Source organism: Bacillus sp. ISL-7, from assembly GCF_018613065.1.
The window spans coordinates 131,745-148,394 of record NZ_JAGGQW010000035.1 but is presented as its reverse complement, the minus strand read 5'-3'; the positions used below and the strand labels follow the sequence as shown (position 1 = coordinate 148,394).

13 protein-coding genes are annotated in these 16,650 nt (G+C 39.3%); 10 read left to right on the top strand and 3 right to left on the bottom strand.

Annotated features, from left to right (window positions below):
* Positions 1 to 31 precede the first annotated feature (31 nt).
* Both pheT and J7E66_RS13970 read left to right on the top strand, forming a co-directional pair.
* On the top strand, positions 32 to 2,446 hold the full coding sequence (gene pheT, locus J7E66_RS13975) for a phenylalanine--tRNA ligase subunit beta (RefSeq protein ID WP_215000985.1): 2,415 nt from the start codon (positions 32 to 34) through the stop codon (positions 2,444 to 2,446).
* A 267-nt stretch (positions 2,447 to 2,713) separates the two neighbouring features.
* Positions 2,714 to 3,688, top strand: coding sequence for a nuclease-related domain-containing protein (locus J7E66_RS13970; protein WP_215000982.1), 975 nt, complete (start codon positions 2,714 to 2,716; stop codon positions 3,686 to 3,688).
* Positions 3,689 to 3,923: 235 nt separating this feature from the next.
* Here J7E66_RS13970 and J7E66_RS13965 read toward each other — a convergent pair whose 3' ends face one another.
* Both J7E66_RS13965 and rnhC read right to left on the bottom strand, forming a co-directional pair.
* Positions 3,924 to 4,217: a 4a-hydroxytetrahydrobiopterin dehydratase gene (locus tag J7E66_RS13965; protein ID WP_215001218.1), complete on the bottom strand. Its 294-nt coding sequence runs from the start codon at positions 4,215 to 4,217 to the stop codon at positions 3,924 to 3,926.
* Positions 4,218 to 4,273: 56 nt separating this feature from the next.
* Complete coding sequence (gene rnhC / locus J7E66_RS13960) at positions 4,274 to 5,221, bottom strand: ribonuclease HIII (protein WP_215000979.1); 948 nt, start codon at positions 5,219 to 5,221, stop codon at positions 4,274 to 4,276.
* A 107-nt stretch (positions 5,222 to 5,328) separates the two neighbouring features.
* Here rnhC and zapA point away from each other — a divergent pair, with 107 nt between their 5' ends.
* The 5 genes from zapA to J7E66_RS13935 all read left to right on the top strand — a co-directional run bounded on the left by zapA (position 5,329) and on the right by J7E66_RS13935 (position 10,741).
* Positions 5,329 to 5,589, top strand: coding sequence for a cell division protein ZapA (zapA, locus tag J7E66_RS13955; protein WP_215000976.1), 261 nt, complete (start codon positions 5,329 to 5,331; stop codon positions 5,587 to 5,589).
* Positions 5,590 to 5,594: 5 nt separating this feature from the next.
* Entirely contained in the window at positions 5,595 to 6,149 is a 555-nt protein-coding gene (locus tag J7E66_RS13950) for a CvpA family protein (protein ID WP_215000974.1), read from the top strand.
* Between the two features lie 75 nt (positions 6,150 to 6,224).
* Positions 6,225 to 7,943, top strand: coding sequence for a DNA polymerase/3'-5' exonuclease PolX (gene polX / locus J7E66_RS13945; protein WP_215000971.1), 1,719 nt, complete (start codon positions 6,225 to 6,227; stop codon positions 7,941 to 7,943).
* A 13-nt stretch (positions 7,944 to 7,956) separates the two neighbouring features.
* Positions 7,957 to 10,314: an endonuclease MutS2 gene (locus J7E66_RS13940; protein WP_215000968.1), complete on the top strand. Its 2,358-nt coding sequence runs from the start codon at positions 7,957 to 7,959 to the stop codon at positions 10,312 to 10,314.
* A gap of 19 nt (positions 10,315 to 10,333) precedes the next feature.
* A complete protein-coding gene (locus J7E66_RS13935) occupies positions 10,334 to 10,741 on the top strand; it encodes a DUF350 domain-containing protein (RefSeq protein WP_215000965.1) in 408 nt (135 codons plus the stop codon).
* Positions 10,742 to 11,098: 357 nt separating this feature from the next.
* Here the strand turns inward: J7E66_RS13935 and J7E66_RS13930 are convergent, their stop codons facing one another.
* Positions 11,099 to 13,207 (bottom strand): helix-turn-helix domain-containing protein, encoded by a 2,109-nt coding sequence (locus J7E66_RS13930; protein ID WP_215000962.1) that lies wholly within the window; start codon positions 13,205 to 13,207, stop codon positions 11,099 to 11,101.
* 157 nt (positions 13,208 to 13,364) lie between these two features.
* On the opposite strand from J7E66_RS13930, the gene J7E66_RS13925 reads away from it, so the two are divergent.
* From J7E66_RS13925 to J7E66_RS13915, 3 genes are all read left to right on the top strand, one after another.
* The gene (locus tag J7E66_RS13925) at positions 13,365 to 14,576 is read left to right on the top strand and encodes a M20 metallopeptidase family protein (protein ID WP_215000959.1); all 1,212 of its coding nucleotides are present in this window, start codon (positions 13,365 to 13,367) and stop codon (positions 14,574 to 14,576) included.
* Positions 14,577 to 14,664: 88 nt separating this feature from the next.
* Positions 14,665 to 14,868 carry a DUF3311 domain-containing protein gene (locus tag J7E66_RS13920; protein WP_215000956.1) on the top strand — a complete coding sequence of 68 codons (204 nt, stop codon included), beginning with the start codon at positions 14,665 to 14,667 and terminating at the stop codon, positions 14,866 to 14,868.
* Positions 14,865 to 16,346, top strand: coding sequence for a sodium:solute symporter family protein (locus J7E66_RS13915; protein ID WP_215000953.1), 1,482 nt, complete (start codon positions 14,865 to 14,867; stop codon positions 16,344 to 16,346). The genes J7E66_RS13920 and J7E66_RS13915 overlap by 4 nt, the downstream gene beginning before the upstream one ends.
* Positions 16,347 to 16,650: the final 304 nt, after the last annotated feature.

Genomic DNA, 16,650 nt, shown 5'->3' with positions numbered 1-16,650 from the left:
AAGTTTGATAAAAATAAAGGAGGATGACGACATGTTCGTTTCATATAAATGGCTCCAGGATTATATTGATTTAACTGGAGTAACTGCATCTGAATTAGCTGAAAAAATTACAAAAAGCGGTATTGAGGTCGAAGGAGTAGAAATCCTTAACGACGGCATCCAAGGCGTAGTCGTTGGTCATGTCCTTGAACGCGAGCAGCACCCAAATGCTGATAAATTAAGTAAGTGTCTTGTTGATGTCGGCGGAGAACAACCGGTCCAAATTATTTGCGGTGCTCCGAATGTGGCCCAAGGTCAAAAGGTTGCAGTGGCCACAGTTGGTGCAGTTCTTCCAGGTAATTTTAAAATTAAACGGGCGAAACTACGCGGCGAAGAATCGAACGGAATGATTTGTTCGCTTACTGAGTTAGGGATGGAAGGAAAAGTTGTACCGAAAGAATATTCTGAGGGAATCTTTGTTTTTCCAGCGGATGCTGAAGTGGGTGTTGATGCACTTGCCATGTTAAATCGTGACGATGAGATCCTTGAGCTGAGCTTGACTCCAAACCGCGCTGATTGCTTAAGCATGTTAGGAGTTGCCTATGAAGTGGCGGCGATCCTTGGGAGAGAGGTTAAACTTCCGGAAACGAACCTTCAGTCTGCAACTGAAAAAGCATCTGATTATGTGAAAATTGTCGTTGAGGCAAAAGAAGATAACCCATTATATGTGGCAAAAATCATTAAAAATGTAAAAATCGGTCCATCACCTTTATGGATGCAAACGCGCTTGATGTCAGCAGGAATTCGTCCGCACAATAACGTGGTTGATATTACTAACTATATTCTTCTTGAATACGGTCAGCCGCTCCATGCGTTTGATTATGACCGCTTAGGTTCAAAAGAAATCCTTGTCCGCCGTGCAGCAGATGGGGAGAAATTTGTCACGCTCGATGATGCAGAACGTACACTTACAGCTGATCATTTAGTCATTACAAATGGAACTGAACCTGTTGCCCTAGCTGGTGTTATGGGGGGAGCAAATTCAGAAGTAATTTCAGACACTACGACTGTTTTACTTGAATCAGCTTACTTTAACGGGGCTACGATCAGAAAAGCTTCGAAAGATCATGGTTTAAGAAGTGAAGCGAGCGCTCGATTTGAAAAAGGTGTCGACCCGAATCGTGTTCGTGCTGCTGGAGAGCGTGCCGCCTATCTAATGGCAAAATACGCGGGCGGTGAAGTATTGGAAGGTGCTGCTGAAGCAGACACAATGACGGTTGAGCCGGCAGTTGTTTCGATTACTTTAGAAAAAATCAATCGTGTCCTTGGCACAGACCTTGTGATGAAGGACGTGAAGGAAATCTTTGATCGTCTTCAATTCGGTGTAAGTATCGAAGAAGATACCATCACCGTAACGGCACCGACACGCCGCGGAGATATTAAGATAGAAGAAGATTTACTGGAAGAAGTAGCTCGCCTTTTTGGTTATGATAATATTCCAAAAACGTTGCCGATTGGATCAACTACACCAGGTGGTTTGTCTGAGTATCAGAAAAAGCGCCGTGTGGTTCGTCAATATCTTGAGGGAGCAGGCTTATACCAAGCTGTTACGTATTCACTGACAAGTGAGGAGAAAGCAGCACAATTTGCGCTTGAAAAGCGGGATACAATTCGTCTTTCGATGCCAATGAGTGAAGAGCGCAGCATCCTTCGTTTGAGCATCATGCCACAACTTTTGGAAGTATTAAAATATAACAGTGCTCGCCAAAATGATAGTTTGGGTGTATATGAAACAGGTGCGGTGTTCTTAGCAAATGGCACAGACACTCTTCCAACTGAAAAAGAACATTTAGCAGCAGCCGTTACCGGGATTTGGTCCAGTCATTCTTGGCAAGGGGAGAAGAAAACTGTTGACTTCTTCGTTGTTAAAGGTATTTTAGAAGGAATGTTTGCTAAGCTTGGCCTTCTTGAACAGGTTCAATTTGTTCAAGCACAGATAGATGGTATGCACCCTGGCCGTACAGCGGAAATTCACCTAAACGGTGAGAAAATCGGCTTTATCGGGCAAGTCCACCCAACGGTTCAAAAAGAGCTGGATTTGAAAGATACCTACGTATTTGAACTTTCATTAAAAGCAGTACTTGAAGCAGAAACACCAGCATTACAGTACGAAGCCATCCCGCGCTTCCCTTCGATCACAAGAGACATTGCCCTTGTGGTAAACAGAGAAACGGTGTCAGGCACCCTAAAGGAAATTATTTTAACAAATGGTGCACCGCTCTTGAAAGAGGTTAACGTGTTTGATTTATATGAGGGAGACAAGATGGAAGAGGGCATGAAATCGATCGCGTTCTCTTTGAAATATGTTGATCCAGTGCGTACGTTGACTGATGAAGAGGTAACGAAGGTTCATGAGAAAGTGCTTAATACCTTGAAAGAAAAGGCAGGAGCCGTTCTAAGAGGTTAAATTAATAGAAGCCAGCCCGAATGTGTAGATTTTCGGGCTGGCTTTTTTTGTATTTCTGAGGGGGAAATTTCGCTTCGCTGATAAAATAGCATTTATCGCTGATATATGGTGGGTTATCGCTGATATATTGGCTAGCTTCGCTGATAAATTAATCATTCGCGCTGAAAAAATAAATAGACAAATATTATTAACAAATTTCGCTAAAATTCGGCAGGGATTTCATTCTTTGATCAGAATTATAGTAGTAAAATGAAAGGGGTGTTAGGTTTGATCATAAAAGCAAGGACAATTCCATTAGTAATTCTAATTTTAGAGGCATTATGCCGGCGTCTCCCTCTGAATTACCCAAAGTATCAGCAAATTTTAGAGGAGCTTGGGGGGAGGCATGCCGGATACAAAGGTGAGGTGAGTCTTGATTATTATTTACGTCTCCTTTCCATTGATAAATACCAGATCCTTCACGATTTAAACCTTCCTGATGGAGACTACAACTGCCAAATTGATACCCTTCTCCTCACACCAGAATTCGCCCTAATAATTGAAGTGAAAAATATGACTGGTAAATTAATATTTGATACAGATAATGAGCAGTTTACCCAAATAATCAATGACAAGGAAAAAGGGTACCCTGATCCGATTGCTCAATCAGAAAGGCATAAAGTGTATATAGAAAAACTGATGGCAGAACATAAATTTCCTAAGGTTCCAGTTGATTATCTAGTAGTTATCAGCAATGGATATGCTTCATATGTCATCACCGGGAAAAATGCTCATAAAGTGAAGCCGCGAATATGTAAGTCAGATGCATTCATAAATAAAATTCAGTTTTTTGAAAAACAATATACTAATCCTCTCCTTTATGCGAAAGATCTCCGAAAACTGAGCCGACTCCTTGTAAAGTTGAATAAGGTACCGACAAGTTATATTTTGAATAAGTATGGAATTAAAAAAGCGGATTTATTAACCGGTGTCTGCTGCCCTGACTGCAATTATGTTCCACTTATTCGAGTGAAAAAGAAATGGTACTGCTCTTCATGCGATAAATTTTCAAAAGATGCTCATATTAATACCCTGAGAGATTACTTTCTCCTCTTTGATTCGAAAATTACAAATCAGCAGTTTCGGGAGTTTGCTCAAATAAAATCACATGATACAGCAAAAAGATTACTGCTTTCTGTAAATCTGAATTTTTCGGGAACAAAAAAGGGACGCATTTACTTTCCGAAGACTTTACCATGGTAAACTTCGATTTCGCTGATAAAAATATATAATCGCTGATAAATGGTTCGGAATCGCTGATAAAACTCTATTTTGCGCTGATATAATTAAAAATTTCTATTATGGTAGTAAATTTGTGCATTTTTTATTTAAATTGTTCTTTTTAAAAAGAGTAAATATCATATTTTTAAGAAAAATCGCTAAAAATCACAAAAAAAGGTTGCACCAAAGTACAACCTCCTTCAAATTCCGCATTAAATTATATTTTCTCAAAAATGGAGTCATAGTTTTTCGCTAAGACCATGTCTAAATCGGTTAATCCGCCTGCGTTCCATGAGGTTAGTCTTAGTGTCACTAATTTATAATCGATCGCAATAAATGGGTGATGATTTTTTTCTTCCGAGAGCTGGGCAATGACATTCACGAACGCCACGCCTTGTAAAAACTCACGGAAGCGGTACTTTTTCACGATCAATTTTCCGTCCAGTTTCCAGCCTGATAATCCCGCAACAGCGGAAGTAATCTCCGCTTCACTTAGTCGATTGGCCACCATAATCCCTCCAAACACCGTTTCTATTAAATCTATTCGCATCAACTCCAAAAAACATGTCATTTTCGTTTTTTATTAACAAGTGCCGTCGCTTTGTCGGTATTAGCGAAGTGGAGCTTAACAAAAGATGGGAGGATGTCGCGGCCTTTGCTCATAATCAGCTTGGCTGCTGCTACATCCACCTGTGCCCCGGCACCTTTTGGGATCTTAAAGCCGGCCGCCTCGCTAAGTTTATCGATATATTGGATAAAGGCATAGCGGGCGAGAATACTTGCAGCAGCGACAGCCAAATGGATACCTTCAGCTTTCGTACTAAAATAAACATTCTCTTTGGCAATCGCTTTTTGGCTTTTTAAATGCTGAAAATAGGTACTAGCTTGAACAAATTGGTCGATGAGAATCGCCTCAGGTTTCTCAGGTGAAATTTTGTCTAACACATTTAAGATCGCTTGATTATGTAAAATTGCCTTCATTTTCCCTTGCGACATGCCTGACTGCTGAACCTGATTATATTTTTCGTTTTTTAACGTCATCAAACTAAAGGGAATAATATCTTTAATGACCTTTGCGATCGCAATGATTTTTTCATCGTTTAAATCCTTCGAGTCGCGGACACCTAATTCTTTTAATAAAGGGATATTTTCCTTTTTCACGTAGGCTGCCACCACTGTAATCGGCCCGAAGAAGTCTCCCGTACCGACTTCATCGGAACCAATAGCAGACATTTGTCCGATGCCAGTTGGAAGGTCACCCTTCGCAACAGATTTCGAATGGGAAGAGCTCGGCTTCTTTGAGGAGGCGCTTGCACTGCCCCATCGACCTGCCTCTTTTTCACTATCATTTCCTTGAAATAAAACTTTACCTGATTTATAAGCTGTGATCATACAAGCAGCCGTTTTCGCTGCAAACACACTTCCAGGGATGTTTTTATCTAATAAATTTTTCCCGTAAAAGTTTCTCATTTCCATTATCTTATTCATTTCTAAATTCAATACAACATTACCCATACTACAAACACCACATTTCTAAATAATATAAAATATGCTTTAACTTTTCCACAGATAACGGTTCATGTTATGATATAGAGTAGGATTCTCTGAATGGAGGCAGGACGTTGTCGAATAATCAAAAAAATAGAACAACCGTAGATATATACGGTCAAGCTTACGTTATTATGGGCACGGAAAGTCCAAGCCACATCCGGCATGTGGCTTCATTAGTTGACAATAAAATGCGCGAAATCAGTTCTAAGAATCCAAATTTAGACGCAAGTAAACTCGCCGTTTTAACAGCCGTAAACGCAGTCAATGATTATCTCAAAATGAAAGACCAATTGGATCGGCTTCAATCAGAACAACTAAAAGAAAAGGACTAAAAAATATGTTGGATTTAGCAATTATCATCTTTTTAATTATTGGATTCTTTATAGGCCTAAAAAGAGGCTTAATACTGCAGCTTGTTCATTTAATAGGTTTTATTATTGCATATGTAGTGGCAAATTCATACTACGAACAGTTAGCCCCCAAGTTAACATTATGGATTCCTTATCCAAACTTTGGAAATATTGCTACATTAAAACTTCTAACTGATAGCAGTAATATGGAGGCAGCTTTTTACCGAGCGATCGCCTTTGTTATTATCTTTGTTGCTGTAAAAGTGTTATTGCAAATTATTGGTTCAATGCTTGACTTTATTGCCCATTTACCAGTACTTAGGCAGTTAAATGTTTGGGCAGGAGGCCTTTTTGGTTTCATTGAAGTATATTTAGTTATTTTTATTTTATTATATATTTCAGCCCTGGTACCAATTGAATTTTTACAAAATGCTTTGGATCATTCGATTATGGCAAAAGCAATTGTGAATCACACTCCTATCCTTTCACAGCAAATAAAGAGCATGTGGATTGAATATACAGCTGCTTTAACTTCTCTGTAGCAGAGAAGTTTTTCTATTCATGCCTTAAAGTAGGATAAAATGAAAATGCTAAATAATAGGTAGGTGGATAATTAAATGGAAGTTAATAAAAAAGAAATCATTCGTTTGCTAGAAACGATTGCGGTCTATATGGAGTTAAAGGGGGAAAACCCTTTCAAGGTTTCAGCCTTTCGGAAAGCGGCTAACGCTTTGGAAGCCGACGAACGCGACGTAACAGAGATTGAAGACTTTACCGCTATTTCTGGAATCGGTAAAGGCACGGCCGCTGTCATTGATGAATACATAAAGGATGGTACTTCTTCGGTATTAAAGGAGTTGAAGGAGGAAGTCCCAACAGGTCTAATCCCGTTATTGCAGCTTCCGGGGCTTGGCGGAAAGAAAATTGCTAAACTATACAAAGAATTAAAGGTCGTTGATGTTTCCAGTTTAAAAGAAGCATGTGAAGCAGGGCAAGTACAAGCGCTCGCTGGTTTTGGTAAAAAAACAGAAGAAAAAATCCTAAGTGCGATTGCCAATGTCGGCTCAAGACCGGATCGATTACCGTTAGCATACATGCTTCCGATTGCAGAGCAAATTGAAGCAATCTTAACCGAATTACCTGATATTTATCGGTTTTCACGTGCGGGAAGTTTGCGCCGGATGAGAGAGACGATCAAAGACCTTGATTTTATTATCGCCACTAAAGAACCGGAACGAGTGCGCGAGCATCTATTACAATTGCCAAATATAAAAGAAGTGATTGGTGCGGGCGATACCAAGGTTTCGGTAGTTTTTGGATATGATTATGATATTTCCGTCGATTTCCGTCTGGTTAAGCCGGAAGAATTTACAACTACCTTGCACCACTTTACCGGATCAAAAGAACATAATGTACGGATGCGACAATTGGCGAAGGAACGCGGTGAAAAAATCAGTGAGTATGGCGTGGAAAACGTGGAGACGGGAGAAATTCGCACGTTTTCTTCTGAAGAGGAATTTTTCAAGCATTTTGATCTTCCATTCATTCCTCCGGAAATTAGAGAGGACGGTAGGGAAGTAGAAACGTTCTCTGCTACTGAGGAATTAATTGAGCTCGAAGATATCAAGGGTGACCTTCATATGCATTCCACTTGGAGTGATGGTGCCCATTCGATCGAACAAATGGCTCAAGTCTGTCGAGCTAGAGGTTATCAATATATGGCGATTACTGACCATTCACAGTATTTAAAGGTGGCGAATGGTCTAACTCGTGAAAGACTTTTAAAACAAAGAGAAGAAATTAAAAAATTAAATGAAAAGTTCGACGATTTTCTTATTCTAGCCGGTGTGGAAATGGATATTCTTCCTGATGGCACGCTTGATTATGACGACGAATTCCTAGCTGATATGGATTTCGTTATTGCCTCCATACATTCTGCTTTTTCCCAATCAAAGGAAAAAATTATGGAGCGGCTTAAAAACGCGTTGACGAATGCTCATGTGGATTTAATTGCCCATCCTACCGGCAGAAAAATCGGCCGCCGCGAAGGGTACGATGTCGATATTGATTTACTTATCCAACTCGCCAAAGAAACCAATACGGCGCTAGAATTAAACGCCAATCCCAACCGGCTTGACCTTGCAGCTGAATATTTACGAAGAGCACAGGAAGCAGGGGTGAAAATTCTCATCAATACCGATGCACATAAAATGGATACATTAAAGCATATGGAAATCGGTGTTTCTGCAGCCAAAAAGGGCTGGATCAAAAAATCATCCGTAATAAATGCACTTGATAAAAATGACCTGCTAGAATTTTTGCATAATCGAGGATAAGGAGGTTATCTCCATGCAAGAAAAAGCTTTAAAGGTATTAGAATTTACTAAAGTAAAAGAGCAGCTTTTAGAAAATGCTGCATCGTCACTTGGTAGAAAAAAAATAAAGGACTTAGTCCCCTCCACTGATTTTGATGAAGTGGTCAAACTTCAAGCAGAAACAGATGAGGCGGCAACCGTGTTTCGTGTAAAAGGAAATGTTCCACTCTCAGGTGTCCATGATATTCTTGCACACATCAAACGTTCCGTAATTGGCGGTGTATTAAGTCCGCATGAACTGGTCCAAATTGCTAGCACCATCCATGCCAGCCGGCAAATGAAACGATTTATTGAGGATTTCGCTGACGAAAGAACAGAAATTCCGATTTTATCTGAACAAGCAGAGCGGATTATTCCGCTCACCAATCTCGAGCAATCGATCAAACAAGCGATTGATGAAAGCGGCGAGGTGTTAGACAGCGCAAGTGACCTGCTTCGTTCATTAAGGCATCAACTCAGGACCAATGAGTCACGGGTTCGGGAAAAACTTGAAAGTATGATTCGGTCATCAAATGCCAGCAAAATGCTTTCCGATGCCATAGTCACTATTCGTAATGACCGCTTTGTTATTCCTGTTAAACAGGAGTATCGCGGTCACTACGGCGGAATTATTCATGACCAGAGTGCATCCGGACAAACACTGTTTATCGAGCCTCAGGTCATTGTCCAGTTAAATAATCAACTGCAGGATATTCGTGTCAAGGAACAGCTGGAGATCGATCGAATTCTAACAGCACTATCAGCTGAAGCAGCCGAGCATGAGAGCGAACTCAAAGTGATCGTGGAAGTCCTGGCTAATTTGGACTTTATTTTTGCAAAAGCAAGATATGGGAAACGAATAAAAGCATCGATGCCGATTATGAATAATGAGGGGAGAATTGCTTTATATAAGGCAAGACACCCGCTCATTCCGATCGATGAAGTGGTTGCTAACGATATCATGCTTGGGAAAGACTTCACTACTATTGTGATTACTGGCCCGAATACGGGCGGTAAAACAGTTACCTTAAAAACACTGGGCTTATGTACATTAATGGCTCAGGCGGGATTGCAGGTTCCAGCCTATGACGGATCTGAGCTTGCCGTCTTTGATGCTGTGTATGCTGATATTGGCGATGAACAGTCGATTGAACAAAGCTTAAGTACATTTTCCTCCCATATGGTCAATATCGTCGAAATCTTAAATAGAGTGGATTTTAATAGCCTTGTGTTATTTGACGAGCTAGGTGCGGGAACGGATCCACAGGAAGGCGCTGCCTTAGCTATTTCTATATTAGATGAGGTCCACAAACGCGGGGCAAGGGTGATTGCTACGACCCACTATCCGGAGTTAAAGGCATATGGTTATAATCGTGAGGGTGTGTTAAATGCGAGTGTCGAGTTTAATGTTGAAACATTAAGCCCTACATATAAACTACTGCTAGGAGTCCCAGGCCGGAGTAATGCCTTTGAAATCTCGAAACGGCTGGGCTTAAATGAACGGGTCATTCTGGCTGCACGTTCCCATGTGAGTGAAGATACGAACCAAATCGATAAGATGATCGCATCCTTGGAAGACAGCAAACGGCTGGCAGAAAAAGAGCAGGAGGAAGCCCGCGATTATTTAAAATCTGCTGAAAAGCTGCATCAAGACCTGCAAAACCAACTGATGGAGTTTTACGAGAAAAAAGACTCTATGCTCGAAAAAGCAGCAGAAAAAGCTGGAGAAATCGTGGAAGAGGCGAAAAGTGAGGCCGACAAGGTAATCCGCGACCTGCGTAAACTGAGAACAGAAAAGCACGCAGAAATTAAGGAGCATGAATTAATTGATGCAAAGCGGCGTCTAGAAGGAGCAGCACCGGAAGTCCCAAAATCAGCCAAGCTCGCAAATAAGAAAGTGAAAAAACATACGTATATGCCTGGTGATGAGGTGAAAGTGCTTACCTTTGGTCAAAAAGGCACGCTGGTTGACAGAGTTTCTTCGAATGAATGGCAGGTTCAAATCGGAATTCTCAAAATGAAAGTAAAAGAAAAAGACATCGAATATATGAGTACCCCGAAACAAGTAGAAACCAAGCCGATGGCGATTGTAAAAGGTCGGGATTCATTTGTTAAACTGGAGTTAGATCTACGCGGGGAAAGGTATGAAGATGCGCTCCTTAAGGTGGAAAAATATATTGATGATGCTCTGCTATCCAGTTATCCGCGTGTTTCGATTATCCACGGGAAAGGGACTGGTGCATTAAGACAGGGAGTTCAGGAATACTTAAGAAACCATCGTCAAGTTAAAAAAATTCGCTTTGGAGAAGCGGGGGAAGGCGGGTCTGGCGTAACCATCGTGGAGTTTAAATAATGTCCGGGGAGTTTTGGCAATGGACCAGTTTTGGGAGAATGAATATATCCAAATAGCTGCTAATTATAGCGTCGTGATTTTATGCTTGGTTGTCTTTTTAGCGATTTTTGAAATGGTAACCAAATATAAAAATTGGGAAGAAATCAAAAAAGGTAATGTAGCTGTGGCGATGGCAACCGGAGGGAAAATTTTGGGCGTTGCCAATATCTTTCGCTATACAATTGAGCAGAATAATTCGCTGCTTGCAATGGTTGGTTGGGGAATCTATGGCTTTATACTATTAATAGTCGGTTATTTTATCTTTGAATTTTTAACGCCAAAATTCAAAATTGACGAAGAAATCCAAAAGGATAACCGCGCAGTTGGTTTTATTTCGATGGTTATTTCTATTGGCTTATCGATTGTAATCGGTGCAGGAATTACGTAAAGGGAGAATAAAAAAGTGGAGACCTTAGCTAAAGTACTTCTTGGATTATGCGGCTTATTTTTGCTAATCGGCTTGATCTATATGTTGTTTTTTGCTTAACTCAAAATCATCGCTGAGAGATATCAGCGGTGATTTTTTTGTCGTTTAAAAGAGTGGAATCATCAAACAAATATTAAAGGACCACTTTGACGGTTATTGGAAAATACATTCAGATCGTTTTCCAGAGTAATCTTGACCGAAAACAAAAGCATTTGACAGGTATTAATTCGCTGATTGCGGACTATAGTAATTTCGCTGGTAGCACCCCATATATTGTAAAATACTTAGCGGATTGCAGCAGCAACCCTGTCACTAGGCCTAAAACGCAGTATTTGTTTTGTATGAACCTTTGAGATGGCATGCTAATTGTATTTGTAAGTTATCTTCGGGGTTGTTAAAACTTATCGATAATAGTTCCTCAATCCTTTTTAACCGTTTGTATAGGGTATTAATATGAATATGAAGCTGTTTTGCCGTTTCAGCAGCTGACCTGTTCAATTGAATAAATGTAAGGAGTGTATGTTCGAGTTCACGAGTGTTCTTATCTGACAAGAGCGGTGCGAATGTTTCCTGTAAAAATTGATCGATTTCCTGTGGTTGTTGGTGGATAAATAAACGGTTTACTCCAATGTTTTCATAATGAATAATATTCGGGCTGTTTCGATTCCTTAAATAGGCGAGCGCTTTTTCCGCTTCATCATAGCTCTTTGAAATATTTTCAATCCCTTTATAAGTTAAACCAATGCCAGCCGTTAAGTCCGGGCCTCCATTATTTTTCCACAATGTGATTAAATGTCCGAGTTTTTCTGTTATTTTAGTTTGTGTAATTGGATTATCAGAAGAGATGAGAAGATTGACTTTATTATGAAAGCCATAGATTAATAAGTTTGTCGCTGAAAAGCTTTTTCTAATAAACGATACTAGGCGATGAATGTTTGCCTCTAACTGCTGCAAGTCATGATATGTTTTTATTTCAAATACCCCAGCGCATATATAGGACGTTGGAATTAACCCAAGAACTGATCCTTGTTGATAAAGCGATTGTGGATTCGTATTTTTAATGAGTGCAGAAAAATACTCATGCGTTTTCTTATAATAAATATCTGTGAGTGTATGTTTTTTTACTAATTCTAACGCAAGGACAGCCCCTCCTTGTTCAATCGTAACAATATCCATTTTATTAAGCGGATTTGTAGCAGCAATTAAGCAACCGAAATAAGCTGTTCCATTCTTGATTGGATAAAGATAATAATGGGTATTCTTATCTTTATGTAATTCAACGTACTGTGGGGACTGATACGTACTAATTCTTTTCCTCACTTCTTCAGTATTGAAAATATGATACTGGTTTTGGTGGCTGCAGAAAAACTCATCTTGGATACAATCATAAAAAGAAATGGGGATTTCAATCATTTTGCTTAATTCTGAAATAATTGTTTTTGCCCCTTTATTTTTTAGTGAAATTTGCGTTAACGTTTCATGAACTTGATTACGCATTTGTAACACAGCATTCTTTTCTTTCAATTGCTTACTTAGATCTGTCAACTCAGCTACATTTTTCTTTACTTCTGAAAAAAGAGCCGCATTTTGAATGGCAATCGCTGCCTGTGCTGCAAACCCTTGTAGTAAAATGATATCTCGCTTCGTTAACCTACCTTTTGCGGAAAATTGGTGTACCATCATGACACCAATTCGTTTCTCTCCAATTGAAACAGCTACGCAAATACCTCCTCTAAGAAAATGGTCATCAATAGAAGAAATAATATAACGGTAATTTTCCTCCGTAATCTTTTGTTCGCTCATCGCATCCAATATTTCTTTTCTAGAATAGTAAATTCTCGTTTTTTCATCAAGAAAAGTCATTCCGGTAATGGACTCGCCGCATTTTGGCTGGAAGTAGTTAATGTTTTCATTGAAACCAACAGAGGCCTTTAGAACAAGTCGTTCCCGATTCTCGTCATATAGCTGTAAATACCCTGCATCTGCGGCAGGGATCACCTTTATAGCATTTCGGACGATATTCGTTAACAACTCGTCGGTATTAATTGATGAATTAATGGATCTTGTTGTTTCCATCACTATTTTCCACTCATGATCTCTTTTTTGAAGTATTTCCTGACTATATAATGGATAGAAAAAAAAGTGCAGCTGATCAAGTGATTCATCGGTAATTAGCAAATTTTCTTTGAAAATACATACACAAATATGAAAATCTTCCGGATAGTAAAAAAAGAGGAAGGTCATCCCATTTTGCCTATGAATCTTATAAGTTTTAAGTGGTTTTAAAAGTGAAAAACTAGGTGGTGATAATGGTGCATTTACGCCTCTACTATAAATATGTTTTTGCTCATGCTGCTGACCTGCCCAAATTTGAAAAGAAGAATCAATGAAATTGTTTTCTAAAAAAAACAAGACCGATTCTATCATGTCCCATCACAACCCCCAAGTGTAAAAACATACATTATTTCGGCAATATATTGTGAAAGCCTACATTGTAATAATTGTATAGTGAATTTATAATTTTTACAAGTATTAGAAAAGTTAGAAAATTTATATTTTGTTATCAATAAAAGGAGGTTATCTAATGCAACAACAACTTTTTGATGATTTGGAAAAACTGTACTCAGAAATGGTTGCAATTCGGAGAGATCTGCATATGCATCCTGAACTATCTTTTCATGAGGTGAATACACCGAAGAAAGTAGCAGAGTTTTTAACTAACTTAGGTTTGGAAGTGAAAACAGGAATTGGCGGCAGAGGTGTTACGGGATTGATTCGGGGAGGAAAGCCAGGGAAAACTGTTGCTTTGCGGGCTGATTTTGACGCATTGCCGATTCAAGACGAAAAAGATGTTGAATACAAATCTAAGGTTCCAGGTGTAATGCATGCATGTGGACATGATATCCACACTGCCTCTTTACTTGGTGTTGCAAAAGTACTAAGTAAAGTAAGAGACGAAATAGAAGGAAATGTTGTGTTTATTCATCAGTTTGCCGAGGAGGTGATACCTGGCGGGGCGAAATCGATGATTGAGGATGGCTGTTTAGATGGAGTAGATGTGATTTTCGGAGCACACGTATCTTCTATGCAACCGTACGGATCAATTGGTATTAAAGAAGGGTACATCTGCGCTTGTGGAGATACATTTGAAATTGAAATTCAAGGTAGAGGCGGTCATGGAGCGACTCCTCATTTAACGATTGATCCGATTGTAACTGGCAGCCAGATCGTCATGAATTTGCAGCAAATTGTAAGCAGACGAGTTGATCCTATTAAAACAGCAGTTGTTACAGTTGGAGCATTTAATAGCGGCAGCGGTTTTAATGTGATCCCGGATAAAGCGAGAATTATTGGGACAGTTCGGACATTTGATGAAGATGTTAGGGATATGATTGAGGAACAAATGGGACAAGTTGTCGAAAATGCATGCAAAGGGGTTGGAGCAGCTGCCGACTTTAAATATACTCGAGGCTACCCAGCTGTATGGAACCATCCTGAGGAAACGAAACGAATTGAAAAATTAGCCACAGCATTGTTTGGAGAAAACAATGTTCAGCATATAGAAGCGATGATGGGAATGGAGGATTTCGCCTACTATGTAAAAGAAGTACCTGGAACTTTTATTTGGGTTGGCGGAGCAAACCCCGAAATCAATGCGACATACCCACATCACCATCCAAGATTTGATGTTGATGAACGGGCTATGATTAATATTGGAAAACTATTTATAAGTGCTGTTTTTGATTATTTATCTGAACATTCAAATGTAAATCAAGGTAAATCCTATGTAAATTAAATTAACAAAAAAGTTATAAGTGCTCCCTCTTAGGTTAAAACATACTGGGGAGGGAGCGGCGTTCAACTTTATACGAGGGGGAATATTAATGAAGCCTGTAATTGCGCTGCTTTCATTGCTTCCGTTTATTGGTATGTTAGGGGTTCTGCCATTTGTAAATAAGGTAGAACCATATATTTTAGGATTACCATTTATATTTTTTTGGGTTATGGTCTGGGTTATTTTGACATCGATCATATTAGCAATCGTTTATAAACTTGACCCTGCGAATAAGGAAGGTGATATAGGATGAATTCTGCCCTTTTAGTTATCTTTGGTTTTTTAATTTTTGCACTTTATTTAGGAATAAAGGCAAAGAAAGGAAAAGAAATGAACCTTGAACAGTGGACTGTGGGTGGACGAGGTTTTGGTGCAATCTTTGTCTTCCTTTTAATGGCGGGTGAATCATTCACGACTTTTACGTTCCTTGGTGCAAGTTCTTGGGCCTACGGAAAAGGTGGGCCTGCTCTATACATTCTCGCTTATTTAAGTCTTTTATATGTCTTAATCTACTGGGTATTTCCTACCGTTTGGAAATATGCAAAAGACCATAATTTAGTTTCGCAATCTGACTACTTTGTTAGTAAGTACAAAAGTAAATATCTTGGAGTACTTGTAACCTTTATCGGTGTGATATCGATGATCCCTTATATCGTCCTTCAGTTAAAAGGGCTTGGGATTATTGTTTCAGAAGCTTCATATGGAACGATTTCTCCAACTATTGCGATTTGGATTGCAGCAATTTCCGTGACCATTTATGTAATGATTTCTGGTATTCACGGCTCGGCTTGGACAGCTGTTATTAAGGATATTATGATTTTTGGAATCGTTATTTTTATCGGATTATATATTCCTTTTCACTATTATGGAGGAATACAGCCAATGTTTGAGCAAATTAATGAGGCTAATCCAGGATTTTTAACGATACCTGATAAAGGATTAAGCATGTCTTGGTTGATCTCTACCGTTATTATGACTGTACTTGGTGCGATAATGTGGCCTCATATATTCGTTTCCGCGTATTCGGCAAAGAGCGCAAAAGCCATTAGAAAGAACGCTATATTCACACCGCTTTATGTTGTGATGCTGCTTTTTGTTTTCTTAGTCGGTTTTGCCGCAATCGGTCAAGTTCCTGGTTTAGAGGGAGCTGCAATCGATCTTGCTCTGCTCCGCGTTTCTATTCAAACATTTGATCCATGGTTTGTCGGTGTAATCGGGGCAGCGGGTTTATTAACAGCATTAGTCCCTGGATCGATGATGTTAATGACTTCCTCTAGTGCACTAGCAAAAAATGTTTATAAAGTGATGATTCCATCAGCAACGGATAAGCAAGTATTAACTCTTTCAAAATTGTTAGTCCCTGTGATCGCACTAATTTCAGTATATTTTACCTTAAATGGCGGAGAGGGAATTGTTACTTTACTCTTGATGGCCTATAGTTTTGTTACACAAATATTCCCGGCGCTACTCGCTTGTTTAGTGAAGAAAACCTTTGTAACGAAACAAGGAGCCGCTGCCGGTATGATTGTCGGAATGTTCGTAGTAGGGTATATAACACTTACCAAAGCATCAATTGGCACGTTGTTCCCGTCTTTGCCTCAAGGGGTACAAGAATTAAACACAGGAATTATTGCCCTCATTTTAAACGTGTTTGTTACGATTGTTGTAAGTCTATTAACACGAAGCTTTGGAGAACAATTATCTGAAAAAGATAAAGTTCAATCAGCATAGTTAACAATTATTATTTTAATCCAAAAGCAAGAGAATAACTCAAAAAGGCTTAATCCCCAATTTCGCAGTTGTAATGATTACAACTGCGAAATTGGGGATTTTTCTATAAGGAGTCCTCTGGTATACTCCTGTCACATCTAAAAAATTTATCCACTGAATAGGTATGCATATCAGAAAATGGAACATAAAGATTAAACAATTACGTTAAGTCCGCAGATGTCTTTAGATGAGAGGACAACTAGGGTTTACAAATAAGTCCTCCGCTTTTCTTACAACTTCAATTGTTAATTGTAAAATACTGTAC